The sequence below is a fragment of the Bradyrhizobium sp. CCGUVB1N3 genome, assembly GCF_024199925.1.
GTDB lineage: Bacteria > Pseudomonadota > Alphaproteobacteria > Rhizobiales > Xanthobacteraceae > Bradyrhizobium.
In genome coordinates this window covers 251,087-276,462 of the sequence record NZ_JANADR010000001.1, presented here as the reverse complement: position 1 = coordinate 276,462, position 25,376 = coordinate 251,087, and the positions used below count along the sequence as shown (strand labels likewise).

The 25,376-nt window shown below is 63.5% G+C and carries 22 protein-coding genes and 2 pseudogenes; 11 read left to right on the top strand and 13 right to left on the bottom strand.

Annotation, left to right across the window (positions count from 1 at the left end; all coding sequences use genetic code 11):
* Window positions 1–101 precede the first annotated feature (101 nt).
* From NLM33_RS01220 to NLM33_RS01205, 4 genes are all read left to right on the top strand, one after another.
* Window positions 102–1,709, top strand: coding sequence for an ABC transporter substrate-binding protein (locus tag NLM33_RS01220; RefSeq protein WP_254093963.1), 1,608 nt, complete (start codon window positions 102–104; stop codon window positions 1,707–1,709).
* An 83-nt stretch (window positions 1,710–1,792) separates the two neighbouring features.
* Window positions 1,793–2,743, top strand: a complete 951-nt coding sequence (locus tag NLM33_RS01215) for an ABC transporter permease (RefSeq protein WP_254093961.1) — start codon at window positions 1,793–1,795, stop codon at window positions 2,741–2,743.
* Window positions 2,740–3,594, top strand: a complete 855-nt coding sequence (locus NLM33_RS01210; protein ID WP_254093959.1) for an ABC transporter permease — start codon at window positions 2,740–2,742, stop codon at window positions 3,592–3,594. Before NLM33_RS01215 ends, NLM33_RS01210 begins: the two co-directional genes overlap by 4 nt.
* Window positions 3,591–5,252 carry an ABC transporter ATP-binding protein gene (locus tag NLM33_RS01205; RefSeq protein WP_254093958.1) on the top strand — a complete coding sequence of 554 codons (1,662 nt, stop codon included), beginning with the start codon at window positions 3,591–3,593 and terminating at the stop codon, window positions 5,250–5,252. Before NLM33_RS01210 ends, NLM33_RS01205 begins: the two co-directional genes overlap by 4 nt.
* A gap of 22 nt (window positions 5,253–5,274) precedes the next feature.
* Here NLM33_RS01205 and NLM33_RS01200 read toward each other — a convergent pair whose 3' ends face one another.
* Entirely contained in the window at window positions 5,275–5,751 is a 477-nt protein-coding gene (locus tag NLM33_RS01200; protein ID WP_254093957.1) for an Lrp/AsnC family transcriptional regulator, read from the bottom strand.
* A gap of 235 nt (window positions 5,752–5,986) precedes the next feature.
* On the opposite strand from NLM33_RS01200, the gene NLM33_RS01195 reads away from it, so the two are divergent.
* Window positions 5,987–7,312 (top strand): FAD-binding oxidoreductase, encoded by a 1,326-nt coding sequence (locus NLM33_RS01195; RefSeq protein WP_254093956.1) that lies wholly within the window; start codon window positions 5,987–5,989, stop codon window positions 7,310–7,312.
* A gap of 44 nt (window positions 7,313–7,356) precedes the next feature.
* On the opposite strand, the gene iolB is transcribed toward NLM33_RS01195, so the two are convergent.
* The 11 genes and pseudogenes from iolB to NLM33_RS01145 all read right to left on the bottom strand — a co-directional run bounded on the left by iolB (window position 7,357) and on the right by NLM33_RS01145 (window position 17,621).
* On the bottom strand, window positions 7,357–8,163 hold the full coding sequence (gene iolB, locus NLM33_RS01190; RefSeq protein WP_254093955.1) for a 5-deoxy-glucuronate isomerase: 807 nt from the start codon (window positions 8,161–8,163) through the stop codon (window positions 7,357–7,359).
* Window positions 8,164–8,213: 50 nt separating this feature from the next.
* Window positions 8,214–9,107, bottom strand: coding sequence for a myo-inosose-2 dehydratase (gene iolE / locus NLM33_RS01185; RefSeq protein WP_254093954.1), 894 nt, complete (start codon window positions 9,105–9,107; stop codon window positions 8,214–8,216).
* 9 nt (window positions 9,108–9,116) lie between these two features.
* Complete coding sequence (iolD, locus tag NLM33_RS01180; RefSeq protein WP_254093953.1) at window positions 9,117–10,952, bottom strand: 3D-(3,5/4)-trihydroxycyclohexane-1,2-dione acylhydrolase (decyclizing); 1,836 nt, start codon at window positions 10,950–10,952, stop codon at window positions 9,117–9,119.
* The gene (gene iolC, locus NLM33_RS01175) at window positions 10,949–12,859 is read right to left on the bottom strand and encodes a 5-dehydro-2-deoxygluconokinase (RefSeq protein ID WP_254093951.1); all 1,911 of its coding nucleotides are present in this window, start codon (window positions 12,857–12,859) and stop codon (window positions 10,949–10,951) included. Before iolC ends, iolD begins: the two co-directional genes overlap by 4 nt.
* A gap of 14 nt (window positions 12,860–12,873) precedes the next feature.
* The gene (locus NLM33_RS01170; protein ID WP_254093949.1) at window positions 12,874–13,884 is read right to left on the bottom strand and encodes a Gfo/Idh/MocA family protein; all 1,011 of its coding nucleotides are present in this window, start codon (window positions 13,882–13,884) and stop codon (window positions 12,874–12,876) included.
* A 107-nt stretch (window positions 13,885–13,991) separates the two neighbouring features.
* Window positions 13,992–14,340, bottom strand: a pseudogene (locus NLM33_RS49525) (AP endonuclease); the annotation flags it as partial.
* Window positions 14,335–14,468, bottom strand: a pseudogene (locus NLM33_RS01165) (gfo/Idh/MocA family oxidoreductase); the annotation flags it as partial. The pseudogenes NLM33_RS01165 and NLM33_RS49525, both read right to left, overlap by 6 nt.
* Before the next feature lies 1 nt (window position 14,469).
* Window positions 14,470–15,186, bottom strand: coding sequence for a GntR family transcriptional regulator (locus NLM33_RS01160; RefSeq protein ID WP_254093947.1), 717 nt, complete (start codon window positions 15,184–15,186; stop codon window positions 14,470–14,472).
* A gap of 89 nt (window positions 15,187–15,275) precedes the next feature.
* Complete coding sequence (locus tag NLM33_RS01155) at window positions 15,276–16,064, bottom strand: transporter substrate-binding domain-containing protein (RefSeq protein WP_254093946.1); 789 nt, start codon at window positions 16,062–16,064, stop codon at window positions 15,276–15,278.
* 59 nt (window positions 16,065–16,123) lie between these two features.
* Window positions 16,124–16,795, bottom strand: coding sequence for an amino acid ABC transporter permease (locus NLM33_RS01150; RefSeq protein ID WP_254093945.1), 672 nt, complete (start codon window positions 16,793–16,795; stop codon window positions 16,124–16,126).
* Window positions 16,796–16,829: 34 nt separating this feature from the next.
* Entirely contained in the window at window positions 16,830–17,621 is a 792-nt protein-coding gene (locus tag NLM33_RS01145; RefSeq protein ID WP_305880480.1) for an amino acid ABC transporter ATP-binding protein, read from the bottom strand.
* Window positions 17,622–17,811: 190 nt separating this feature from the next.
* Between NLM33_RS01145 and NLM33_RS01140 the strand changes: the two genes are divergently transcribed.
* Both NLM33_RS01140 and NLM33_RS01135 read left to right on the top strand, forming a co-directional pair.
* A complete protein-coding gene (locus tag NLM33_RS01140; protein ID WP_254093944.1) occupies window positions 17,812–18,807 on the top strand; it encodes a hydroxyacid dehydrogenase in 996 nt (331 codons plus the stop codon).
* The gene (locus tag NLM33_RS01135; RefSeq protein WP_254093943.1) at window positions 18,804–20,066 is read left to right on the top strand and encodes a Zn-dependent hydrolase; all 1,263 of its coding nucleotides are present in this window, start codon (window positions 18,804–18,806) and stop codon (window positions 20,064–20,066) included. The genes NLM33_RS01140 and NLM33_RS01135 overlap by 4 nt, the downstream gene beginning before the upstream one ends.
* A 26-nt stretch (window positions 20,067–20,092) precedes the next feature.
* Here the strand turns inward: NLM33_RS01135 and NLM33_RS01130 are convergent, their stop codons facing one another.
* Entirely contained in the window at window positions 20,093–20,869 is a 777-nt protein-coding gene (locus NLM33_RS01130) for a LamB/YcsF family protein (protein WP_254093941.1), read from the bottom strand.
* A 145-nt stretch (window positions 20,870–21,014) separates the two neighbouring features.
* Here NLM33_RS01130 and pxpB point away from each other — a divergent pair, with 145 nt between their 5' ends.
* From pxpB to NLM33_RS01110, 4 genes are all read left to right on the top strand, one after another.
* Window positions 21,015–21,764, top strand: a complete 750-nt coding sequence (gene pxpB / locus NLM33_RS01125; RefSeq protein ID WP_254093939.1) for a 5-oxoprolinase subunit PxpB — start codon at window positions 21,015–21,017, stop codon at window positions 21,762–21,764.
* Window positions 21,765–21,772: 8 nt separating this feature from the next.
* Window positions 21,773–22,825 carry a biotin-dependent carboxyltransferase family protein gene (locus tag NLM33_RS01120; RefSeq protein ID WP_254093938.1) on the top strand — a complete coding sequence of 351 codons (1,053 nt, stop codon included), beginning with the start codon at window positions 21,773–21,775 and terminating at the stop codon, window positions 22,823–22,825.
* 71 nt (window positions 22,826–22,896) lie between these two features.
* Window positions 22,897–23,826 carry a dihydrodipicolinate synthase family protein gene (locus tag NLM33_RS01115; protein WP_254093937.1) on the top strand — a complete coding sequence of 310 codons (930 nt, stop codon included), beginning with the start codon at window positions 22,897–22,899 and terminating at the stop codon, window positions 23,824–23,826.
* A 269-nt stretch (window positions 23,827–24,095) separates the two neighbouring features.
* Window positions 24,096–25,325, top strand: coding sequence for an NAD(P)/FAD-dependent oxidoreductase (locus NLM33_RS01110; RefSeq protein WP_254093936.1), 1,230 nt, complete (start codon window positions 24,096–24,098; stop codon window positions 25,323–25,325).
* Window positions 25,326–25,376 lie beyond the last annotated feature (51 nt).

The following is a 25,376-nucleotide window of genomic DNA, read 5'->3' as shown; positions in this document are numbered from 1 at the left end:
TTTGCAGAGACCGGGCCGGCATCCACCATAATGGCGCGACAGAACAATCTGCCGCTCACCGCAGCAAGAGCCATAGCCTTAGCCAGCGACGAGGGATTGACATGAGCGACACGACGACGAACTGGTCCTGTTCAGACGACGCCATGGTCGAGAGCGCTATTCGGCGCGGGGCTTCGCGCCGCGACCTCCTGAAGTTCATGCTCGCCAATGGCGTGGCACTGGCTGCCGCCGGCGCGGTCTTCGGCCGCGCGTCGCAAGCGTTGGCGGCGACACCCGTGAAAGGCGGCGCTCTGAAAGCGGCGGCCTGGTCCTCCTCGACCGCCGACACGCTCGATCCGGCCAAAGCCTCACTGTCGACCGACTATGTGCGCTGCTGCTCCTTCTACAACCGCCTGACATTCCTCGACCAGGCAGGCGTGCCCCAGATGGAGCTCGCCGAGTCGATCGAGAGCGCCGATGCCAAAACCTGGACGATCAAGCTGAAGAAGGGCGTCACCTTCCATAGCGGCAAGGACCTCAGCGCCGACGACATCATCTTCTCGCTGAAGCGCCACCTGGACAAGGCAACCGGGTCGAAAGTCGCGGCGATCGCTTCCCAAATGACCGACTTCAAGGCCGTCGACAAGACGACCGTCGAGGTGACGCTAGCGAGCCCCAACGCAGATCTCCCGACGATCCTGTCCATGCATCACTTCATGATCGTGGCCGACGGCACGACCGATTTCTCCGCAGGTAACGGGACCGGTGCCTTCACGTGCAAGAAATTCGAACCCGGCGAGCGCTCGATCGGCGTACGAAATCCCAACTACTTCAAGAGCGGTCCGAACGTCGATTCATTCGAGTTTTTCGCCATTCCTGATGAAAACGCCCGGATCAACGCCCTGCTGTCCGGCGACATCCAACTCGCCGCGTCGATCAACCCGCGATCGGTGCGCCTGCTCGAAGGCCAGACTGGTTTCGCGCTGTCGACGACCACGTCGGGCACCTACACCGACCTGAACATGCGCATGGACATGGTGCCGGGCAACAACCGGGATTTCGTGGAGGGCATGAAATACGTCGTCAACCGCGAGCAGATCGTCAAATCGGCACTGCGCGGCTTCGGCGTCGTCGGCAATGATCAACCGGTGTCGCCCGCCAACTTCTACCACAACGCGGCCCTCAAGCCTAAATCGTTCGATCCGGAAAAGGCCAAATTCCATTTCCAGAAAGCCGGCGTTCTCGGCCAGACCATTGAGGTCATCACCTCCGATGCGGCCGGTTCGGCGATCGACATGGCCATGATCGTCCAGGCGACGGCCGCCCAGATCGGCATGAAGCTCGATGTGAAGCGCGTACCCTCCGACGGCTACTGGAGCAATTACTGGCTGAAGGCGCCGATCCACTTCGGCAACATCAACCCGCGTCCGACGCCGGACATCTTGTTCTCCCTGCTGTACAAGTCGGATGCGCCGTGGAACGAAAGCCGGTTCAGCTCGGAAAAATTCGACAAGATGCTGATCGAGGCCCGCGGCTCGCTCGATCAGGCCAAGCGCCGCGAGATCTATAACGCGATGCAGGTCCTGGTGTCGGAAGAAGCGGGCACCATCATTCCGGCCTACATCTCCAATGTGGATGCCATCACTGCCAAGCTGAAGGGACTGGAGCCCAACCCGCTCGGCGGTATGATGGGCTACGCCTTCGCCGAGTACGTCTGGCTTACCGCCTGACCGGCGCATAGCGAGGTCCCTGCTCTGGCTCCTGCCATCGGAACCATGAGCTGAAAAACCCGGCGTGGTGCGGGAGCGCGAATGTGAGAGGACAAGTTGCGTCGCTTGTGGTGAGGCGGCTTCTCATCGCCTTGATCACGCTCGTGATCGTTTCCTTTGCCGTCTTCTTCGCCACCGCGCTTTTGCCCGGCGATACGGCCACGATCTTGCTCGGCCAATCCGCGACCCCCGAAGCCGTCGAGGGTCTGCGCAAGGCCATGCATCTCAATGATCCCGCGATCATCCGCTTCCTGAGATGGATGGCCGGCCTCTTCCAGGGCGATTTCGGCACGTCTTATGCAAACAACGTCCCGGTCGCTAATCTGATACGCGGACGGTTCGCCAACACGATGAAGCTTGCAGGATTGACCGCCTCGCTCGCCGTGCCGCTCGCCCTGACGCTTGGCATCACTGCCGCTATGTGGCGCGGCACTCTTTACGATCGCATCGTGACCGTCGCAACCATCGGCATCATCTCGGTGCCGGAGTTCATGATCGCAACCCTGGCGGTGCTGCTCTTCGCGGTCTACCTCAAATGGCTGCCGGCGCTGTCCCTCACCAACGAGGCCAAGTCGTTGTACGACCTGATGCGGATCTACGCGATGCCGGTCGTGACGCTCACATTCGGCGTTTCGGCGCAGATGATCCGCATGACCCGCGCCGCCGTGGTCGAGACATTGAACACGCCCTATGTGGAGATGGCACTCCTCAAGGGCGCTTCGCGCCCCCGGCTGGTGCTGAGACATGCGCTGCCCAATGCGCTTGGCCCCATCGTCAATTCGGTCGCACTCTCGCTATCGTATTTGCTCGGCGGCGTGATCATCGTGGAGACCATCTTCAACTATCCCGGTGTCGCAAAGCTGATGGTCGATGCCGTTTCGACCCGCGACCTGCCGCTGATCCAGACCTGCGCGATGATCTTCTGCCTGGGTTATCTGGCATTGATCACGGCCGCCGACATCATCGCCGTCCTGTCCAATCCGAGGCTGCGATGACGAGAGCGACTTCGTTCGGCCGGTTCGGCATGCGATTGGGCTATCGCTTCAATCTCATAGGCGCGTCGGCGCTGAGCATCATCCTTCTCTGGGGTGGCGTCGCCGTTTTTGCTCCGCACATTATCCCGCATTCGGTCGGCGATATCGTCGATACCGATTATTTCGGGCCCATGAGCCGAGAGCTGTGGTTTGGCTCCGACTATCTCGGCCGCGATATCTTTTCGCGCATCCTGATGGGAGCGCGCTACACGCTTGGCATCTCGCTTGCCGCCGTCTCCATCGCCTGTTTCAGCGGCGTCGCGCTCGGCATGACGGCAGCAGTTGCCGGCGGGTGGTTCGACAGCATGCTGAGCCGGTTTCTCGATGCGCTCAACTCGATTCCGAGCAAGCTGTTCGGTCTCGTCGTGGTCGCCGCGGTTGGCTCGTCGATCCCGGCGCTGATTGCGACACTCTCGGTGATCTACACCCCGGGAGCTTACCGCTTCGCCCGCGCTCTCGCCGTCAACGTCAACACAATGGACTTCATGGTGGTCGCCCGCATTCGGGGCGAAGGCCTGCCCTATCTCATCGCTTCCGAGATCCTTCCCAACATTCTCGGTCCCGTGCTTGCCGACCTCGGCCTGCGCTTCGTCTTCATCGTGCTCCTGCTCTCCGGCCTGTCCTTTCTCGGGCTCGGCGTGCAACCGCCCTATGCCGACTGGGGAGCGCTGGTTCGCGAGAATATCGGCGGCCTGCCCTTTGGGGCACCGGCGGTGATCTTTCCTTCGCTCGCCATCGCAAGCCTCACGATTAGCGTCAACCTTCTGATCGACAACCTGCCGAGCAGGATCCGCGACCGGAGCGCCGAATGACCGGAAACCTCGTCGAGATCCGCAATCTCAGGGTTGAGGCAACGACCGACGCAGGCAGGCGGGTCGAGATCATCAAGGGCGTCAGCCTCGACATCGCCGAAGGCGAGATCGTCGCCCTCATCGGCGAGAGCGGCTCGGGCAAAACCACGATTGCCATGACGCTGATGGGCTACACCCGGCAAGGCTGCGCGATCACCGGCGGCGAGGTGCGCCTGGCCGGCGTCGACATGGTGAAACTTTCGGAAGCAGAACGCGCTGGCATTCGCGGGACGAGGGTCTCCTACGTGCCGCAGAGCGCTGCGGCCGCCTTCAACCCTGCACTCACCATCATGGACCAGGTCATCGAGGTGGCACGTATTCACAGGCTGATGTCCGCCGCTGACGCGCAAGCGAAAGCCCTTTCGCTGTTCAAAGCGCTGTCATTGCCGGAGCCGGAAACGATCGGCAACCGCTATCCGCACCAGGTCTCGGGCGGTCAGTTGCAGCGCCTCGCCGCCGCGATGGCGCTGATCGGCCAGCCGAAGGTCGTCATCTTCGACGAGCCCACCACGGCGCTCGATGTCACGACCCAGGTTGAGGTGCTGCGCGCGTTCAAGGCTGTCACGGCGCAGCACAACATCGCCGGCGTCTACGTCTCGCACGATCTGGCCGTCGTCGCCCAGATCGCCGACAGGATCGTCGTGCTCAAAGACGGCACGGTCCAGGAAACCGGTACGACCAGCAATATCCTCGAGGAGGCCCGGCACCCCTATACAAGGGAACTGCTGGCGGCGTTCCGGCCGAAGGCACAGCAGCGCGAACCTGAACACGAGGGCACGACAAGCGGTCACCTGCTTCAGGTCGATAATCTGACCGTCGGCTACGGCCCACGTAAGCGTGATGGACAGCCGTTGATCAGCGCCGTCGAGGCGGTCAGCCTCAAGCTGGATCGGGGACGGAATCTCGGCGTCATCGGCGAGTCCGGCTGCGGCAAGTCAACCCTCGCCCGGGCGATTGCCGGGATCCTGCCGGCCCATGCGGGCGACATCATCTTCGACGGGCGCGAATTGGGGAAAGCGGGCCGCGGCCGCACCCGCAACGAGCTCCGCCAGATTCAGATCGTGTTCCAGCATGCCGACACAGCGCTCAACCCCGCGAAGTCGGTGGAAGACATCTTGAGGCGTCCCCTCACCTTCTATCACGGCATGAAGGGCAAGGCGCGCGATGCGCGCGTCAGCGAGCTTCTCGATCTGGTCCATCTCCCCAAATCGGTGCGCCATCGATTGCCGGGAGAACTTTCAGGCGGTCAAAAGCAGCGGGTGAACTTCGCTCGAGCGCTCGCTGCCGAGCCGACACTTATCCTATGCGACGAGATCACGTCGGCTCTCGATACGGTCGTGGCGGCCGCGGTCGTCGAGCTACTGAAGGAGTTGCAGCGCGAGCTCGGCCTCTCCTACATCTTCATCAGCCACGACCTGTCGGTCGTCGAGGCGATCTGCGACGAGATCATCGTGATGTATCGCGGCCAAAAGGTCGAGGAGATCACGCCGAACCGGTTGGCGGCACCGCAACACCCTTATACGCGGCTCCTGTTCTCTTCGGTCCCCAAACTCGATCCCACCTGGCTCGATAGCCTGAAACAGAATGCCGAAGAAGTGCGGGCCTATTGCCACCAGTAGAAGCGGCTGGCGCAGCGCGCGATCAAGCTGGAAAAAGGCTGGTCAACGGCATCTGCGTGCGCACGATGGGCGACTTCAGGACGACGAAGCTGAAATACTTGTCGATGCCGATGTCCATGTCCGTCAGCCGCTCCATGATCGTCTGGTACTCGCCGATGCTGGCGGTGACGAACTTCAGCATGTAATCGTAACCTCCCGAGACGAGATGGCATTCGATCAGCTGGTCGACCTTGTCGACCGCCGACAGGAAGCGGGCAAAGTCGATTTGTCTATGATTCTTCAACGTCACTTCCGTGAACACGGTCAGCGTCTGTCCGAGCTTGCGCACATTGATCTGGGCCGAATAGCCCTCGATGTAGCCCTCGCTCTGCAGTCTCTTCACACGCATGAGACATGGGCTCGGCGACAGGTTGACCAACTCGGCGAGCTCGACATTGGTGATGCGACCGTTCTTCTGGAGTTCGTGGAGGATCTTGATGTCGATCCGATCCAGCTTCATTGACGATCCTCCATTGGACACGCGCCGAAAGGCACAGCAGAAAATTTGGCCAAATCAGCCAGAAACCCACTTATCCTGCGTCCGTTGTCTGCCGCTGACGTCACATCATTCGGGCAGAATGCCGTTTTGCAGGATCGTGAGGATACAGCATAAAATGCTGGACTACCATCAAATCCAGCGCCGTCCGCGCCGATGCGCGACTTACGATGCAGCGAGCGAAGTCTAGGACGTCATGATGCCCGCGCCACTTAGCCATATCGAGACCTCGCCGGATCTTCCCAGCAGCGCCGACGTGGTGGTCATTGGAGGCGGCATTATCGGGGTGTTCGCAGCCTACTATCTCACCCTGCGGGGCCTCAGCGTCGCTCTCGTGGAAAAGGGGCGGATCGGAGCCGAGCAATCCAGCCGAAACTGGGGCTGGTGCCGCCAGCAGAACCGCGATGCGCGAGAGTTGCCGATCGCAACCAAGAGCCTGGACCTGTGGGAGAGCTTTGGCGCCGAAAGCGGCGAGAGCACCGGCTTCTCTCGCTGCGGCCTCCTTTACCTCAGCAACGATGAGGCCGAGCTCGATGGCTGGGCGCGCTGGCGCGATTTCGCTCGAACGGCCGGCGTGACCACGCACATGCTCGATGCGACCGAGGCGACGCAGCGCGGCGCGGCGACCGGGCGCATCTGGAAGGGCGGCGTCTTCTCGCCAACCGACGGAACCGCCGATCCCGCCAATGCAGCCCCGGCGGTCGCGCGGGCGATCCTCAGGCGTGGGGGCACCGTGCACCAGATGTGCGCGGCTCGCGTGCTAGAGACAGAGGGTGGCCGCGTCAGCGCGGTCGTGACGGAGCGCGGCGCAATTCGCACGCCCGTCGCGATACTGGCAGGCGGCGCGTGGTCCTCGTCCTTCTGCCACCAGGCGGGCATCCGCCTTCCGCTCGCTTCGATCCGCTCGTCCATCCTGTCCGTCTCGGCAGGCGCGAAGGGCCTGCCGGACGCGCTCCACACCACCGCCGTTTCGGTGACGAAACGCGGCGACGGCGGATATACACTCGCGATCAGTGGTCGCGGCCGCGTCGATCCGACCGCGCAGCAGCTCCGCTTCGCCCCGCAATTCCTGCCGATGTTCTTGCGCCGCTGGCGCAGTCTGCTCCCTGGCGGCCTCGAAGGCGTGAGGTCGGAACATGAAACGCTCCGCCGTTGGGACGTCGGCGGCCAGACACCCATGGAGCGCGTTCGCATCCTGGATCCCACACCCGATCAAAGCACGATTGAACTTACGCATCGGCGCGCCCTCGAGCTGTTACCGGCACTGAAGGACACGAAGATCACCGCCGCATGGGGCGGCTACATCGACTCGACGCCCGATGGCGTGCCGGTCATCGGGGAAGCGTCCGGCCTGCCCGGGCTGATATTGGCCGCGGGCTTCAGTGGCCACGGCTTTGGTATCGGCCCAGCGTCCGGACACCTCGTCGCGGACTTGGTGACCGGCGCGGCGCCGATCGTCGATCCCAAACCCTACCGGCCGGAGCGCTTTGCCGGATTTACGGTCGGAAAGGTATCCGATTTCTAAAGCGCGATGAGATTAGGATGAATCACACGGCCTCGCGGCGCGTCTCAGGCGTCGCGTTTCATGATCCATTCGACCGCCGGACTCGGCAGGAAACGCCATTTGCGCAAGGGGCCGGCCATGACGTTGAGATAATACATCTCGAAGCCATAGGGCGCGCCGCAGGGGTGGTGCCCGCGCGGAACCAGAACCACGTCTCCATCATGCACGGCCATCGTCACGTCGAGCTGCGAATCGTCCGTGTAGACACGCTGAATGCCGAAGCCGTCGGATGGGTTGATGCGATGATAGTACGTTTCTTCGAGATAGGTGATACGCGGGAAATCGTCCTCGTCATGGCGATGTGAGGGGTAACTGGACCAGTGGCCCGCGGGGGTGAAGACCTCCGTGACCAGCAAGCTGTCGCAATAGTCCTCGTTCTCCATCGCGATATTGTTGATGTAGCGCGTATTCGTTCCCTTGCCGCGCTCAGTGAGACGGATCCCCTGGGGGTCGATCCGGCGTGCCGCGTGCAGCCCCTTGCCAGGGGCCGAGCAGACGGCGATCGTGCACTCGGTTTCCGCGGTCGCCTCCCAGGCCGCACCGTTCGGCAAGTAGACGCAATGTGGCGGCGTCTTTTCAAAGACGTTCATGCGCTCGCCGAGACTGCCCCAATCCTGCCCACCGCCAGTCACGGAGGCCTTGCCCTCGACCATGACCAGGACGACCTCGCGATCTCCCGTCGTTTCCGCGGCACGCTCGCCCGGACGCAGCCGGTAGAGCGAGAAGCCGACATAGCGCCAACCCGCCGATTGCGGCGTGATCTCGTGCACCTTGCCGTGTGTGCCAAAAGGCTTGCGCAGCAATTCCGCCATGTGTCTCTCCCGACGTGCCGCACAGACGGCGGCATGACAACCAATCGTGCTTACGCAAGCCCGACGCGCGCGGCAATTTCCTTGAGCGTGCGCAAGCCTATGCCCTGATATTTCAGCGGTTCGCGCACGAGGCTGTCCTGCTCGGCCTCGATGACGATCCAGCCCGAATAGCCATGTTGGGCGGCAGTCGTCAGCACCGGCTCGAAGTCGATGCAGCCTTCCGGATCGCCCGGTACCGTGAACGCTCCTCGCCGCACGCCCTCGAGGAAACTCAGACCTTTCTCACGCACCTCGCGCATGATCGCAGGGCGAATATTCTTGCAATGGATGTGAGTGATGCGGCCGATATTTTTGCGCACGACCTCCAATGGATCGGCACCTCCGAAGAAAGCATGGCCGGTGTCGAACAACAACCGGGTATGGGGACCGGCCATCTCCATGAAGCGGTCGATATCGGCCCCGCTTTCAATGATGGTGCCCATGTGGTGGTGGTACCCCATCTTCACGCCCTGATCGTGAGCGTATTTCGAAAGCTCCTCATATCCTTTCGAGAAGCGATCCCATTGTTCATCGGTCATGATCGGACGATTGTTGACCGCCGCACCGTCGTCGCCATGCACCGTGTTCGAACACTCACACGCGTTGATATGATCTCCACCGGCAGCCCTCACCATATCGATGAAGCTCTGAAGGCTCTTCTTCTCCGTGTCGATATCGTTTACGAGAATATTGGTCGAATGCCAGCCGGCGGCAAAACGCAGGCCGTATTCGGCAAGCTTCGCTTTGAGCGCCCGGCCATCATCGGGCATCTTGTGGCCTTTTTCGATGCCGTCAAACCCGATCGTCCGGCAGTCGCCGAGGCAGTCTTCGAGCGAGAGATGGTCGCCGATGCTCCAGTCGTCGTCATTCGACCAAGCGATGGGGTTGGTACCGTACAGGATCATGAGAGGGCCTCAATCGAAAGTGCGCTGAAATCGTGAATTGACTGCGTGACGTTCTCGCGCCTTTTCCAGGCGCTCTGGGCCGCCGGCTTCTGGCACCGCGACGTCCCACCAGTGACCGCCGGCGCCGGTGCCGGGCACGGGATCGGTGTCGATCAGGATGACGGTCGGCTTGGTCCGGCCACGCGCGGCGACGATGCGGGCCTCGAGATCGGCGATGCTCGTCGCCTTCTCGGCATGCGCGCCCATGGAGCGGGCATGGGCGACGAAGTCGATCTCCGGTCCGGCCTCGATGGCGCAGTCCTTGTACAGGTTGTTGAACTCCGCGCCGCCGGTCTCGATCTGCAGCCGGTTGATGCAGCCATAACCGCGGTTGTCAGTCAGCACGACGGTAAAGGGGACGCGACGCATGACGGCGGTGGCAAGTTCGGAATTCGCCATCATGTAGGAGCCGTCGCCGACGAAGCAGACGACCTCCTTATCCGGCGCGGCGAGCGCGATTCCAAGCGCGCCGGCGACCTCGTAACCCATGCAGGAATAGCCGTATTCCATGTGGTAACCGCCCGCTGCCGCCTGCCACAGGACATGCAGCGCGCCCGGCATGGTGCCGGCGGCGCACATGACGACCGTCTTATCGGTCGCGACCCGCTGCACCGCGCCGATCACTTGCGCGTCGGTCGGCAGCACGTTGGCCATCCCCTCCGGCGCAGCCGTCACCGCCTTCACCTTGGCGTGCCAGGCGGCGCGCGAAGCGACATCCGGGGCTTGCGCTTTGTGGTCGCCTAGCAGGGCCGAGAGCTGTTCGAGCGCCACTTTGGCATCGCCGACCACACCGATCGCGCCGTGCTTGGTGGCGTCGTAGCCGTGCAGATTGATCGAGACGAGCTTGCGGGCGCCGTTCTTGAACAAGGCCCAGCTGCCGGTCGTGAAATCCTGGAAGCGCGTGCCGACGCCAATGACGAGATCTGCCTCGGACGCGAGCGCGTTGCCGCATTCCGAACCGGTCACGCCGGGCGAGCCGAAGTTCAGGGGATCGGTCCAGGCGTTCGCCCCCTTGCCGGCCTGGGTCTCCAGGAAGGCGATGTTATGCTTCGCGGCGAAAGCGGCGAGTGTCGCTTCGGCGCCGGAATAGATCACGCCGCCGCCCGAGATCAGCACCGGCTTCCTGGCCGCGCGGATCAGCCCGGTGAGCTCCTCGACCTCGCGCGGGTCGGGCAGCGGCCGGCGGATGCGCCAGATCTTGGCCTCGAAGAAGCCCTCCGGATAGTCGTAGGCCTCGGCCTGAACGTCCTGGCAGAAGGCCAGACACACCGGCCCGCAATTGGTCGGATCGGTCATCACGGCGAGCGCGCGCGGTAGCGCGGTCAACAACTGTTCGGGTCGCGTGATGCGATCGAAGTAGCGCACCACTGGCCGGAAGGCATCGTTGGCCGTGACCGTGCCGTCGTCGAAATCCTCGACCTGCTGCAACACCGGATCCGGGCGACGGTTGGCGAACACATCGCCGGGGATGAGCAGGACCGGCAGGCGGTTCACATGTGCGAGCGCAGCCGCCGTCACCATGTTGGTGGCGCCGGGGCCGATCGACGAGGTCACGGCCATCGCCTTGCGACGCTTCATGGTCTTGGCATAGGCGATAGCCGTATGCGCCATCGTCTGCTCATTCTGGCCGCGCCAAGTCGGCAACGCCGTGCCGATGCCGTGCAGCGCCTCGCCGAGACCGGCGACGTTGCCATGGCCGAAGATCGCCCAGACGCCCTCGATGAAGCGCCCGCCCTCTTCCGTCATCTGCACCGAGAGCCATCGCACCATGGCCTGCGCCGCCGTCAGTCGGATCGTCCTGGTCATGCTGCCTTCTCCCGCGCCACCGCGCGCGCCTCGTCCCAGATCTCGCAGAGCCGGCGGTAGCACCGTGCCATCTCGGCGACGGCGGCCTCGCCGGACATGCCCCCCTTGAACCATGTCCGCGCCACCTCGGCGAAAATGGTGCGCCCCACCGCAAAGCCCTTCACCAGCGGGAAGCCGGCGGCGACGCGGAAGCTTGCGGCGAGTTCGGCCTCGGGCGCATCGAGACCGAGCACGACAATGCCGCGGGTATAGCGGTCGTGCTCCTCGATCGCCCTGCAGGCAGCATCCCAGGCGGCGGCGCTCGCCAGCGGTTCGAGCTTCCACCAGTCCGGATAGATACCGGCGGCGTAGAACTGCCGGATCAGCGTCGCCGTCGTCCCATCGTCGACCGCGCCGACCTTCGACGCCACGATCTCCAGCAGGAATTCGAGATTGTTGCGCCGTGATGCCTCAAACAGGCGCTTGACGCTCTCCTCCTGCGCGGCGCGCGTCGCCGCGTCGTCATCGGGATGGCAGAAGCAGAGCACCTTCACGACGTTCTCGCGCGCCCACTCCCCGAGGGTCCCGCAGTCTGCCCCCAGCTCCGGCTCGAAGGAGAGTGGCCGCGAGCCCGGCCATTCGCAGGGCCTGCCGATCCAGAGGCCCGAACCGGAGGCGGCGTGGAGCGCGCGCCGGCCGATGCGGTTGTCGCAAAGGATGCCGTAGCCAGGCTTCCCACCCTGCACCTCGAGCGCAGCCTCGAGGCACAATTCCTTGAAGGCGCCACCCTTGGCGAGCGTATAGCCGTCCATCTGCTCGAGCTGCGAACGATGGTCGAAGGCGAACACCCGGCATTCCGACCAGTCGCCCGACCGGTTGGTGGCCCAGTGGATCTGTTCGAGCTCGGCGTCATGGCGCAGCGCCTTCACCTTGATGCCGCGCTTCAGGAAGAACTGGAGCTCCTCCCAGGACGGATAGGCCGGCGTGCAGCCGTGGCGGCTGACCGCGAAGGCGCCGCAGGCGTTGGCGTATTCGAGCGCCTTCGGCCAGCTCTCGTCGTCGAGCCAGCCGCGCAGGAGCCCGGCGAAGAAGCCGTCGCCGGCGCCGAGCACGTTGAAGACTTCAATCGGAAATCCCGGGCCCATCTCGCCGTCGTCGAGATTGTCGGGGATGTCCGCCGCGAAGGCGACTGCGCCCTTCGCCCCGCGCTTGCAAACGAGTGTCGCCGGGGTCAGCGCCCGGACCGCACGCAGCGCGGCGACTGTGTCGGTCGAGCCGCCGGCAATGTGGAACTCCTCCTCCGTCCCGACAATCAGGTCGAAGAGGGAAAGCGTGCCTTGGAGCTTCCTGGTGACGGCGTCGCTCTCGATATAGCGGCTCTCACCCGCATCGTGGCCGGCAAGGCCCCAGAGGTTCGGGCGATAGTCGATGTCGAGGGCGGTGCGGGCGCCGTGGGCGCGGGCGAACCGCAGCGCCTTGAGGACGGCTGCTTCGGTGCGTGGGTTCGACAGATGCGTACCGGTCGCCACGAGCGCACGGGCATCGGCGATGAAGGCCTCCTCGATGTCGTCCTCGGAGAGTGCCATGTCCGCGCAGTTCTCGCGATAGAAGATGAGCGGGAACTGGTCCTCATCGCGGATGCCGAGCAGGACGAGCGCAGTCAGACGCGCGGGGTCGGTCTTGACCCCACGCACGTCGACGCCTTCCCGCTGGAGCTGTTCGCGGATGAACCGGCCCATGTGCTCGTGGCCGACGCGGGTGATCAGCCCGGACTTCAGTCCGAGCCGCGCCGCCCCGCAAGCGATGTTGGTCGGAGAGCCGCCGATGTACTTGTTGAACGATCCCATGTCCTCCAGTCGCCCGCCAACCTGCGCGCCGTAGAGATCGACCGAAGATCTTCCGATGGTGATAACGTCGAGTTTGCTCATCGGCCGGCTCCTTGTCAGCGGTAGAGCGACGGCCGGTCCGCCATCGTGATGGCGACGGGCGCGCCTGCGCTTTCCTGCGCAGCGACGCAGGCATCGGAGGTGATCGCCGCGACATAGCCGTCCCACGAGCTCGGACCCGTTGCCGTCCCCGCCGCCGCTGCTTTCAGGAAGTCCTGAAGCTCGACGTCATAGGCTGCGACGAAACGGTCCTTCCAATCGGTCAGGATTTCGTTCTGCAGTTTCGCACCGAGCCGCAGCTCGACCGCCATGGGTTCGGGAAGGCATGCGGTTCCGTCCTCGCCCACGATTTCGCACTGGATGTCGTAGCCGTAGTGGCAGTTCACGAATATCTCGACGTCGATCAGAACGCCTTTCTTCGTTTCGAGCACCACCACCTGCGGGTCGCGCAGCTTGGCATGCGACCGCGCGGCCCGACGTGGAAACAGCACACGGGCCGAGACGTAGTCGTCGTCCAGCAGCCAGCGCAGCACGTCGATCTCGTGGATCAGCGTGTCGTGGATCGCCATCGGCGTGACGTAGGCCTCGGGCACCGTGGGGTTTCGATGGGCGGCATGGACCATGATCGGCGCTCCCGTTTGCGTCCGGATCGCCTGCTTGAGGGCGACGTAGCCCGCATCATAGCGCCGCATGAAGCCGACCTGCACGAGCCGGCGACCGAGCGCCACCTCCGCCTCGACGATCCGCCGCGCGCCCTCCGCCGTCGTGGCGAGCGGCTTCTCGCAGAAGCAGGGTTTGCCGGCGGCAATGGCTGCGAGAACATATTGCTCGTGCGTCGCGCCCCAGGAGGTGACGAGAACCGCATCGACGTCCTTCGCCGCGACCACTTCCTCCCCCGTCGCGTAGATCGCCGCATCCGGTGCCACGTCCGCCTTGACGGCCTCCGCCGCCGCCCGGTTCACGTCGGTGACGGCAACGATCTTGCCTCCCGCGAGCACGTGATTGATCCTGCGGGCATGGTCGCGGCCGATGGCTCCCGAGCCGATCACGCCGATCTTGACTGTCATTGCTGGTCTCACTTTCTGTTCGGTTATACTAGAAGCCTGCTCGCCGCAGGAAATCGCGGCTGGCCACGAGATCGCCGAGAATCGAGCCGGTCTTGCGAGGTCGCGCTCCAGCTTGCTCCAAGGCGCGGCGCGCGATCCAAATGGCCGGCTGCGAAGTCGCGCACGTCGTGTCCCCAATCCATGACCGTGAGGTAAGGCGCCTCATGACGCTGGCCATCATCGCGGGTTTGGGAAGGCTCACGATCAGCGGGCAGATCTCATCAGTTTGCCGGAGCAGATTGTCACGATTTTTCGGAGAGACCAAATCCCTCAAAGATGGTCCCGGCAACGATGCTGAGCCCACGCCGCTCAAACGCGCCCGAGACCGCGCTGTATCGGGGGGCAGATAGCCGTAAGTCCGAGCTCGAGACCACCGAACCCGGCTTCTGCCGCTTCGTCAAGCACCTTTTCCCACACCGAGTCGGCGCCGGCCGAGCGTACGCAGTTCTCGATCCAGCGGACGCCTTCGGCGCCGTCCTTGAGGCGGGATAGATCAGACCATCGAGCGCAGCCTGGTCACCTCGCCGCTTCGCGTCGATCGCCTGATCAGCCGATCGCGCCGAGCTTGCGCATGATGCTGAGCTTGATGTTCTCAATATGAGCGTCGATGCCGGCACGAATTGCCGCAGGGTCCTTGGCCCGCAATGCAGCGATGATGGCCAGGTGCTCGTTGTGGACGGGAATGAACCGCTCCGGCAGACGGCTGAGATTGAACATCTGGGTCTTTAGCCGCAGATCGCGGATCAAGCCCGCGAGGACGGCATTGCCGCTGTTTTCGGCGAGCAGCTCGTGGAACCGCCTGTCGATCTCGCGATTCTCCGGCGTATTGGGATCGCCGCGTTCGCGCAGGCGCAGAATGTGCGCCTCCACATCATCAAGCTCCGGCGACGCAATGCGATTGATCGACAGCACCGCCGCCTCGGCCTCGAGAACCCGGCGGACCTGCAGGATCTCGATGAACTCATGGAGAGAGAATTCCTTGACGATCAGGCTGTTGCCGGGCGCACGCGCCACCAGCCCCTCGGTTTCCAGGCGATAGAGCGCCTCGCGGATCGGCGTCCGCGAAATGTCGAGAAACTCAGCGAGCCGCCGCTCCTGCATCACCGTGCCGGCCGGCAGCTCGCGTTTCACCAGCAAGTCCAGAATACGCTCATAAGCGAGCTGGCTCAGGCTCTTCTCGGTCGGCGCGAGCAGAACGGACACGTCGGACGAGGGCTGATGTCGGCTGGATGCCTTCCTCGCTGTAGTCGGCCTGCGCGGCATGTCGCCAATTTCCTTCACTGCTGCGCCCGGCTGTCTCCGAAGCTACCGGAACAGCCGGGCGAAATTGATTCGACGTTTGCAGCGATTGCTCAGAGCTCGCTGCGGATCGGCTCTTTCGGATGCGGATCGAAACCGATCAGGTCGCTCGTCAGCTTCGCATAGGTACCGTCGGCGATCATATCCGCCAAGGCACCGTTGATCGCCTTGGTCAGGTTCGGCTTGCCCTTCTGGATGGCGAATCCCTTCTGGACCTGGCTCAGTGTGCCCTCGCCGGTGACCAGCGGCAACTTCCTGGCCTTGATCGCGTAGTTAGCGGCGACCGCATCGGTGACAACGGCGTCGAGATTCTCGTTGACGAGATCCTGTACCGCGTCGACTTCCGCCTTGTAGCTCTTCAGCGTGGCGCCGTTCTGCTCGGCGATCTTGCCGAAGGTCGAGGCGGCGACGGTGCCGACATTCTTACCCTTCAGATCTTCACCGGTGCGGATCCCAGTCTGCTTGCGGGTGAGGATCATGGCCCCCGATGCGAGCCAGCCGTCGGCGAAGGTCACCTGTTTCTGACGCGCCGCCGTGATGTCCATCGAAACGCTGGTCATGTCGTACTGACCGGCGAGAAGGCCGACGAGGGCGGCATCGAACTGACTGATGACGGGCGAGTATTCAAGCTTGAGACGACGCGCGATCTCCTTGACGACGCGGATCTCCAGGCCATCGAGTTCACCATCCGGCCCTCGCATGGAGAAGGGGGCGAACGTGCCCTGCGTCGCCACCAGCAGCTTGCCTGGCTGGATCAGCTCGAGATCGGCGGCGGATGCGGGAGTTGCGAGCGTCAGGCCGATGCCGACTGCCAGGAGGGAGAATTGCCGTCGCGAGATCATCAATCGGGTCCTTTCGTGGTTGTGGCTTGCATGTCCGTGAATTGTCGCTTCCTTGAAGGTCAGTAACGAAGCGCGTAACGCCGCTCGAGCCAGTGCGCGAGCCTGGAGAGCAGCGACGTCATGACGAGGTAGATCAACGCGCTGGCAATGTAGAAATCGAAGGGCCGGAAAGTGCTGGCGATCAGGAGCTGCGAATAGAGCGTCAGCTCGACCACCGTGATGGTGGACAGCAGCGAGGTGTTCTTCAGCGCCGCGATCGCCTCGTTGGTCAGCGAGGGAAGAATGATGCGGAACACCTGGGGCAGGATGATGCGCTGCATCGCACCGGCCCGACTCATGCCGAGCGCTAGCGCGGATTCCATCTGGCCCTTCGGGATCGCGGTGAGGCCGGCTCGGATGGTTTCGGCGACATAGGCGCCGCTGGAAATGCCGAGCGCGAGCGTGCCGGCGACGAATGGCGACAGTTTCAGGCCGAGCTGCGGAAAGCCGAAATAGACGATGAACACCTGCACGAGGGTCGGCGTGCCGCGGATGAACCAGACATAGAAGGATGCGGCGGAGCGGACGAACTTCAATCGCGATTGCTTGCCGAGCGCCGCGATCAGACCGCAGATCCAGCTCACGATGATGATCAGCAGCGTCAAGACGAGAACGATCCCGGCAGCCTTCGCGAAGCCAGGCACGTAGGCCGCGAAGTCGACGATCCACTCTTTGATGTTCGTCAGGTTCATCGTCGTCAGATCCGGTGAAACAACGGGGTGAAGGTCATCCGGCCACCCCCTGATGCAGGACGCGCTTGAGGAACTGGCGCAGACGATCGCTCTTGGGTTCTGCGAGGATGTCGCGCGGCGCCCCCGCCTCGGCGATGACGCCCTGATCGAAGAAGACGACGCGCGAGGACACGTCGCGCGCAAACGCGATCTCATGGGTGACCAGCAGCATGGTCATGCCGTCGGTGGCGAGCGATCCCATCAGCTCCAGCACCTCGCCGACCAACTCGGGATCAAGCGCGGATGTCACTTCGTCGAACAGCATCACCTCCGGCTTCATCGCCAGCGCCCGCACGATCGCGACGCGCTGCTGCTGGCCGCCGGACAATTTCGAGGGATAGGCGCCGCGTTTCTCGTACAGACCAATGCGCTGGAGCAGCGCCTCCGCCTGCTCGATCGCCTCCTTGCGCGGCACCTTCTTGACCCGCACCGGCGCCTCGATGACGTTTTCGAGCACCGTCATGTGCGGCCACAGATTGTAGCTCTGGAACACCATGCCGATCTGCGCGCGCAATTCGCGGAGCTGGAGCGGCGTCGGCTGGCGCCGCGCCCCTTCGATGTAGTCGAAGGAGAAACGGCCGAAGTCCATGAAACCTTCGTCGGGAATCTCCATCAGATTGACGCAACGCAGAAACGTGCTCTTGCCGGAGCCGCTGGCGCCGATGATCGAGATCACTTCGCCGGCGGCAACGTCGAGCGACACGCCCTTCAGCACCTCGTTCGCGTCGAAGCGCTTGCGGATGTCCTTCAGTTTCAGGATCGGCGCATCGGCTGACGTTGCGGTCACGAGTGTCTCCCGACGAATGCCACCTTCTCTCTCCATCTCGCCGGCCGGCTCAATGCGTTTTCAGCGCGCCGGCTGCTCTCGTTTGCGAAGCCGAATTTCAACTCTTGAAAAACTCCATGCCCGCAGGTTAATGGTATACCATTGGAGTTCACATGGTATTTTTTAGGCTCCCGATGCACAGGAAATGAGCATGGCCGAGGCTTCGCGAACCTGCCTGATCGTTCAGCCGATCCATCGGGCTGGGCTGGATCTCCTCGTGCGGGGCGGGCTCACGCTGCGTCATCTCAAACAGGTCGTCGATGCACAAACGCTCGTCCGGGAGGCTGGCGACTGCGTCGTCGTCGTGACGCGCAGCGCCGGCTTTCCGACCGCCGCGATCGAGGCTGCGCCGGCGCTCCAGGTGATCGGCTCCCACGGCGTTGGTGTGGATGCGATCGACGTTCCGCTCGCAACCACACGCGGAATCGCCGTCGTCAATGCACCGCAGAGCAATGTGCGCGCCGTTGCCGAGCACGCGATTGCACTGATCTTCGCACTCACCAAGTCGCTGGCCGCAGCCGACCGCGCCACGCGCGCCGGTGATTTCGGCTTCAAATACCGCACCCGGCTCGTGGAGCTTCATGGGCTGACGCTCGGCGTTGTCGGCTTCGGCAGCATCGGCCGCCAGACCGCGTTTCTCGCGAAGGCGCTCGGGCTGAAGGTGATTGCCCATTCCCTCGAAACCGCGCCGGAAATCTACGCGGAGACCGGCGTCGAGCCTGTCGCCGAGCTTCGTGACCTGCTGTCGCGATCCGATATCGTCTCGCTGCATTTGCCGCTGACTGCATCCACCAAAGAGCTGATCGGCGCGACGCAATTTGCGGCCATGCGGCCGGGCTCGTTTCTGGTGAACACCGGCCGTGGCGGCGTCGTGGACGAGATGGCCCTCATCCATGCGCTCGACAATGGCCCGCTTGCCGGTGCCGGTCTCGATGTCTTCGCAAGCGAAAACATGCCGGCGGATCATCCCCTGCTCCACCACCCGCGGCTGCTACTGACGCCGCACATCGCCGGTTCGACCGAAGCGAGCCTTGCCCGCACCGCGGAGGACGTCGCCAGCGGCGTCCTCGCGGCGCTCGCCGGCGAACGGCCTCGTTTCCTTGTTAACCCTGCGGTCTGGCCGCAACGCCGCGGAGCGCGCGCATGACCATTCACCCGCTGCTCAGCGCGGACCGCGAGCTCGCGGTTCGCCTCTTCGATCAATTGGCGGAGCAGAGCCACGACGAGCCGGGTGTGACCCGCGATGCCTATGGTACCGGCGAACAGCGCGCGCATGATCTCATCAGCAAGGAGGCCGCCGGGCTCGGACTCATCCGCGCCGTCGACGCCGCCGGCAATCTATTGCTCACTCTTTCGGGAACGGAGCCCGATCTTCCGGCCTGGGTCGTCGGCTCGCATCTGGACTCTGTGCCGCACGGGGGCAACTTTGACGGGGCCGCCGGCGTCATCGCGGGACTTGCCGCGATCGCTGGACTGAAGCGTGCGGGCCAACGGCCGAGACGTCCGGTCATCGTCGTCGCGACCCGCGCCGAGGAGAGCAACTGGTTTCCTGCCTCCTATATCGGCAGCCGCACCCTGCTCGGCCTGCTGCCCCCCGAGTTGCTCGATCTGCCCCGCTCCGACACTGGACGCCCGCTTCGCGACCACATGCGCGAGCTAGGATTGTCGCCTGAAGGGGTCGCCAAGGGCGAACGGCTGCTCACGCCCGAGCGCGTCCACGGCTTCGTCGAAACGCATATCGAACAAGGACCGGCGCTGGAAGCGGAGAAGATTCCGCTTGGTCTCGTCACCGGCATCAGCGGCAGTTTTCGCTATCGCAAGGCACGTTGCCTCGGCAGCTACGGGCATTCCGGCGCGGTGCCGCGCCGGTACCGTCAAGACGCGGTGTTCGCGGTCTCGGACCTGATCCAGTCACTCGACCGGTTCTGGAGCGAGCTCGACGGCGCCGGCCGAGCCGCGACCATCACGTTCGGCGAGGTCTTCACCGACGCGAGCCAGCACGGCTTCAGCAAGATCCCTGGTGAGCTCAACTTCTGTCTCGACGTGCGCAGCGCCGATCGCGATCTCCTGGATGAAATCCACGCCCGGCTTCTGACGTTCGTCGCCGAGATCGAGACCAGGCGCGGCGTCCGCTTCGCGCTCGGAGAGCGAACCGGGAGCCAGCCGGCGGTGATGAGCGCAGATTTGTTGCGCCAGCTCGGCAGCATCGCCGATCGTCTCGGCATCCCGCATCTGTCGATGCCGAGCGGTGCGGGCCACGATGCGGCGGTGTTCGCCAATGCCGGCATCCCCAGCGTCATGCTGTTCGTGCGCAACCAGAATGGCAGCCACAATCCGCATGAAGCGATGCGGATCGAGGATTTTCATGCCGCGGCCACCGTCCTCACCCATCTGATGCTGGAATGAGGAACGATGATCGCCTGCGCCCGAAATCAGGCGCCGATGACCTCCGACATCGGGGCAAGGGTGATGCCGGCCGAAGCCAGCCGCTCGCGCAGGCGCTGCGCCATCGCGACCGCACCCGGCGTATCGCCATGGACGCAGACGCTGTCGATCCGGGTCGGCAGCCGCGTTCCCGACAGGCAGGTGATGGCGCGATCCTCGACTATGCGAATGACCCGCTCGGAAGCGACCTCCGCATCATGAATCACGGCGCCCGCAAGACGACGCGACACCAGATTGCCGTTGTCGGCATAGGCCCGATCGGCATAGATCTCGCGCACCAGCGGCAGGCCGAATTTCTCGCCGGCGCGCTCGGTCTCCTGACCGGGCATCACCACGAAGATCAGGTTGCGATCGATGGTGCGGATCGCCCGTGCCACCGCTTCAGCGAGATCGCGGTCCTCGGCCGCGATGTTGCCGAGCGCGCCGTGCGTCTTGACGTGGCGAATGACGCAACCGGCGTCGGATGCCAGCGCCATCAGGGCGCCCACTTGATAGAGGACGATCTTCTCGATGTCGGCGGGACGCTCGCCTTGGATCGGCCTGCGGCCAAAGCCCCAGAGATCGAGGAAGCCGGGATGCGCACCCGCCTGCACGCCGTTGGCCTTCGCGTCCGTCAAGGTGCGATGCATCACCAGCGGATCGCCGGCATGGAAGCCGCAGGCGATGTTCGCGGAGGTGACGGTTCGCAGCATCTCGGCGTCGTCGCCGAGCGTGTAGACGCCAAAGCCCTCGCCCATGTCGCAGTTCATATCGATCAGAGTCATCGTCGTCCTCGTTTCGCGCGTGTACGATATAGACATGGCGTGAGGCGCAGGTCACGAGGAATCCGGCGCGCCGCTTGCATGGGACTGCGTCACTTTTCGAAGAGTAGAGCGCGGCCATAAATCTTATGACGAGCGATCAACAAGCATGACATCCGACGCTCTCTACGCTCTGCCGCGTTTCCGCCGGTCCGGCGACGCAGCGCTGACCGTCGAAGTCGGAGACGGGATCGCCGCGGAGGTCAATGCGCGCGTCGTCGATCTCGACCGCGCGCTGACCGATCGCGCGCTGCGCGGTATCGTGGAACTCGTACCGACCTACCGCACGCTGCTGGTCTGCTTCGATCCGACCGTACTGTCACGAGGCGATGTCGAATCCGAGATCATGGCGCTGTGGCCGCCGGTGGCGCCGGAGGGACAGCTTCGTCGTCGTTGGACCGTTCCCGTCGCCTATGGCGGCGACAATGGGATGGATCTCGACTGGCTTGCTCAACGCCTCAATACGACGACCGACGACATCGTGGCGCGGCACAGCGCGGCTGAATATCGCGTCTACATGATCGGCTTCATGCCCGGGCTGACCTATCTCGGCGGGCTCGATCCCTTCCTTCACGTCGACCGGCGCCCCGAGCCAAGGCTGGTCGTGCCTCCAGGCAGCGTCTCCGTCGGAGGCCAGCAGGCCGCCATTTCTCCACCGCTCCCCGCACCAAGCGGCTGGCACATGCTGGGACGCACGCCCGTGCGCTCCTATGATCCGCGGCGCGAGACCGAGCCCTTCCTGTTTCGCGCCGGCGATCTCGTTCGCTTTCGTCCGATCGGCAGTGCCGAATGTGCTGCACTCGAACGCGCCGCGGAAGCCGGCGAGATCATCGCCGAAAAAGAAGAGCACACGGCGTGAGCGGCGCGATGTCTGCACATCTTGAAGTAATCGAGCCCGGTCTCGCCACGACAATTCAGGACCTCGGCCGTCGCGGCTGGCAACGGTTCGGCATTTCCGAGTCCGGGGCGATGGATCCGATTGCGCTCGCAATCGCCAATGCGCTGGTCGGCAATACCGTCGGCACCGCTGCGCTCGAAGTCACCCTGGCCGGTCCGGTGCTCGCTTGCGTCAATGGTGACATACGCATCGCGCTTGCCGGCGCCGATTTTGCGATGATGATCGATGGCCGTCCGGTTACCTCCCACGAGACGCATGATTTGAAATCAGGCCAGCACCTCGTGATCGGCGCGGCGCGGGACGGAGCGCGTGCCGTTCTCGCCGTCTCTGGCGGCTTTCAGATCAAGCCGATGCTCGGCAGCGTGGCGACGCATTCGCGCAGCCAGCTCGGTGGGCTCAACGGCGGTCCGCTGCGCAAGGGCGATCTGCTGCCACTGGCGCTCCCGGGTTTGCCGGGCAGGCCGCATCTCATGGTGTCCCCCGCCTGCCGCGTCCGACCGAATGGACCTGTCCGCGTCCTCCTCGGCCCGCAGGACGACGCCTTTAGCGCCGAGGGTATCGCAACGTTCCTCGGCTCCGACTACGCTGTCACTCCCCTGTCCGATCGCATGGGCTGCCGGCTCGAAGGACCCCGGGTCGCCCATGCGGGCGCCGTGGGGATCGTCTCCGATGGCATCGTCTTCGGCAGCATCCAGATTCCCGGTAACGGCCAGCCGATCATCCTGCTCGCCGATCGCCAGACGACCGGTGGCTATCCGAAAATTGCCACCGTCATCTCCGCGGATCTTCCCCGGCTGGCCCAGCTTCGCCCTGGTGAGCGCCTCCGCTTTCAGGCGATCGAGGAGGACGAAGCCATCAAGCTCGCACGCGAGATGCGACGGCAGATCGATCGCATCGGCGATTCACTGATCGAAGTCCGCGGCGGCAGCGATCTCACAAGTGAGCATCTCCTGGCCAGCAATCTCATCAGCGGCGTGATCTCTGCTCTCGAATGGGTTCAAGCCGATGTCGCGACATCCTAGTTCTGTCTGCCGCTGCGAGATCAACTGACTGTCCCCTGCCCAACAGCCTCCTGAAGACAAGAGAAACCCCCATGGCTTTGCTCAACGAAACTGCGAACGGCGTTTACGTGATCGCCGTAACACCTTTCACCGACACCGGAGCGCTCGACCTCGACAGCACCGATCGCATGGTCGACTTCTATCTGGAGAAGGGGGCAACCGGGCTCACATTGCTCGGCATGATGGGCGAGGCGCCCAAGCTCACCGCGGAAGAGTCCCGGCGGCTGGTTCGCCACGTCCTCGCTCGCGCCGCTGGCCGCGTTCCGATCGTCGTTGGCGTATCGGCGCCGGGTTTGGCCGCCATGGCTGAGCTGACCCGCGCGGTGATGGACGATGGCGCCGCAGGCGTCATGGTGGCGCCGCCCTCCTCGCTGCGCACCGACGATCAGATCGTCGGCTACTACGACATGGTCGCCGAGGCGATCGCCGGCGCGCCGCTCGTGCTCCAGGATTTTCCGCTGACGACTCAAGTGCAGTTCACGCCCAAAGTGATCCTGACCATCGTTGAGCGGTTGGCCAATCTGGTGATGCTCAAGCACGAGGATTGGCCGGGCCTTGCCAAGCTATCCGCGCTGCGTGCAGCCAGCGATGCCGGCAGAGCGCGGCGAATTTCGATCCTGGTCGGAAACGGTGGCGTCTTCCTGCCCGAGGAACTCGGCCGCGGCGCCGACGGTGCCATGACCGGCTTCGCCTATCCGGAGATGATGGTCGACGTTCGGCGCGCCCACACGGCGGGCAACGTCGATCGCGCCCACGACCTGTTCGATTCCTATCTGCCGCTGGCTCGTTACGAGCAACAGCCCGGCCCTGGCCTTGCCGTTCGTAAATATGTTCTGGCCAGGCGTGGCGTCATAGCATCCGCAACCCTGCGCAAGCCGGGCGCAGCGCTGTCGGCCGCAGACATTGCCGACATCGAACGGCTGATCGCGCGTCAGACCCGCCGCCTCGAAGAACTCGGCTGATAGAAACGCCAATAGCTACAGCCGCCGCGACCGGGGGCCCTCCTCTGCCCGTGCTCTTTGTGCTGGCTCGGCATCGCCAGCGGAGTTGCACAAAAGTTTGCCCCCTGCTTCCGGTTGACTCTGTTTGGAACAGGCATTTCAATATTGGTAGAGGCGGAGGCTATCAAAGAGGTGACGCATTTTTTTGGCCGTCAAGGTCGTGTCACTTTCTGATTTTGTCGTCGTGACTGATTGTGCTGCTTTGGTTTTCTTATTGATTTGGAGAATACATGGCTGATTTGGCGCCGGATGTCGTCATTGTTGGTGGAGGAATTGCCGGTGGCGTTTTGGCCACCGTTTTGGCCAGAAATGGTTTGGAAGTCTTCGTTCTAGAACGTGAAACGACTTATCCTGATCGGGTACGCGGCGAATACATGCCGCCTTGGGGAGTCGTAGAGTTCAAACGCTTGGGGCTTCTCGACGTTCTTTACGAGAACGGCGGCCTGCACATTGAGCGCAACATTCCCTACGATGAAAACTGGTCACCCGAGGTCGCCGAGGAGCGGGCATTAGACGTTTCCAAGCTGTTGCCCGACGTCGCTGGCGCTCTGTGTATCGGCCATCCGACGATGTGTAACGCTTTCTCTGTGTCGGCGAGGGCGGCCGGAGCGAAAGTCCTAAATGGTATCAAAGATATCGAAGTCACGGCAGGCAATCGACCGACCGTATCATTTGTATCCGATGGATCACCGATCCAACTCAAGCCGCGCCTTGTCATTGGCGCCGACGGCCGCAACTCCACCGTGAGAAAGCAGCTAGGCTTCTCCGTTCTCGCGGATGAACCGCACAGTCTCATCGGTGGAATGCTCGTTGCGAACGTTCCGGCTTTCCCTCGAAACATACAGACAATCGGGACCGAGGGCAGTCTGCACTATTTGATCTTTCCGCAGGGTAACGATCTGGTTCGGCTTTACGCGGCCTACGACTTTGCCGATCGAGCGAAGTTTGCTGGACCGGATAGAGAGGCGAGGCTCTTGCGGGCCTTCCGGCTGAAGTGCCTGCCCTATGCGGAGGCTGTCCTTGCCGGCACCCCAATCGGTCCCTTCAATTCGTTCTCTAACGAAGATCACTGGGTGGACGATCCGACCGCTCCTGGCGTGGTTCTCGTCGGCGATGCCGCCGGGCATAACGATCCAATTACTGGTCAAGGAGTATCCATTGCCGCGCGAGATGTCAGGATTGTAAGTGACATTCTTATCTCGAACAGGAATTGGAATCGGAGTGACTTTTTGCCTTACGTCGAGGAAAGACGCGAGCGGATGCGCCGGTTGCGAACTTCGGCACGTCTCGCAACAAAGCTGAGGGTGGAGTTCGGGGAAGAAGCCAGGGCCCGAAGGGCCCGGGTTGCCGAACGTATGCGCAATCGCCAATTGTCTCCTCTGCCGGCGTCAATGGTCGGGCCAGAGCGCTTGCCCAACGAGGCTTTTTTGCCGGAGACGATCGAGAAGTTGATAGCTTGAACGATCGCCACGAAAATCGTTGAGCGACCAGCCCGCAGAGTAAGGCCGCCT

Coding starts and splice junctions, on each gene's coding strand:
- NLM33_RS01220 (WP_254093963.1), top strand. CDS start 102: ATGAGCGACACGACGACGAACTGGTCCTGTTCAGACGACGCCATGGTC.
- NLM33_RS01210 (WP_254093959.1), top strand. CDS start 2,740: ATGACGAGAGCGACTTCGTTCGGCCGGTTCGGCATGCGATTGGGCTAT.
- NLM33_RS01205 (WP_254093958.1), top strand. CDS start 3,591: ATGACCGGAAACCTCGTCGAGATCCGCAATCTCAGGGTTGAGGCAACG.
- NLM33_RS01200 (WP_254093957.1), bottom strand. CDS start 5,751: ATGAAGCTGGATCGGATCGACATCAAGATCCTCCACGAACTCCAGAAG.
- NLM33_RS01195 (WP_254093956.1), top strand. CDS start 5,987: ATGCCCGCGCCACTTAGCCATATCGAGACCTCGCCGGATCTTCCCAGC.
- iolB (WP_254093955.1), bottom strand. CDS start 8,163: ATGGCGGAATTGCTGCGCAAGCCTTTTGGCACACACGGCAAGGTGCAC.
- iolE (WP_254093954.1), bottom strand. CDS start 9,107: ATGATCCTGTACGGTACCAACCCCATCGCTTGGTCGAATGACGACGAC.
- iolD (WP_254093953.1), bottom strand. CDS start 10,952: ATGACCAGGACGATCCGACTGACGGCGGCGCAGGCCATGGTGCGATGG.
- iolC (WP_254093951.1), bottom strand. CDS start 12,859: ATGAGCAAACTCGACGTTATCACCATCGGAAGATCTTCGGTCGATCTC.
- NLM33_RS01170 (WP_254093949.1), bottom strand. CDS start 13,884: ATGACAGTCAAGATCGGCGTGATCGGCTCGGGAGCCATCGGCCGCGAC.
- NLM33_RS01160 (WP_254093947.1), bottom strand. CDS start 15,186: ATGCCGCGCAGGCCGACTACAGCGAGGAAGGCATCCAGCCGACATCAG.
- NLM33_RS01155 (WP_254093946.1), bottom strand. CDS start 16,064: ATGATCTCGCGACGGCAATTCTCCCTCCTGGCAGTCGGCATCGGCCTG.
- NLM33_RS01150 (WP_254093945.1), bottom strand. CDS start 16,795: ATGAACCTGACGAACATCAAAGAGTGGATCGTCGACTTCGCGGCCTAC.
- NLM33_RS01140 (WP_254093944.1), top strand. CDS start 17,812: ATGGCCGAGGCTTCGCGAACCTGCCTGATCGTTCAGCCGATCCATCGG.
- NLM33_RS01135 (WP_254093943.1), top strand. CDS start 18,804: ATGACCATTCACCCGCTGCTCAGCGCGGACCGCGAGCTCGCGGTTCGC.
- NLM33_RS01130 (WP_254093941.1), bottom strand. CDS start 20,869: ATGACTCTGATCGATATGAACTGCGACATGGGCGAGGGCTTTGGCGTC.
- pxpB (WP_254093939.1), top strand. CDS start 21,015: ATGACATCCGACGCTCTCTACGCTCTGCCGCGTTTCCGCCGGTCCGGC.
- NLM33_RS01120 (WP_254093938.1), top strand. CDS start 21,773: ATGTCTGCACATCTTGAAGTAATCGAGCCCGGTCTCGCCACGACAATT.
- NLM33_RS01115 (WP_254093937.1), top strand. CDS start 22,897: ATGGCTTTGCTCAACGAAACTGCGAACGGCGTTTACGTGATCGCCGTA.
- NLM33_RS01110 (WP_254093936.1), top strand. CDS start 24,096: ATGGCTGATTTGGCGCCGGATGTCGTCATTGTTGGTGGAGGAATTGCC.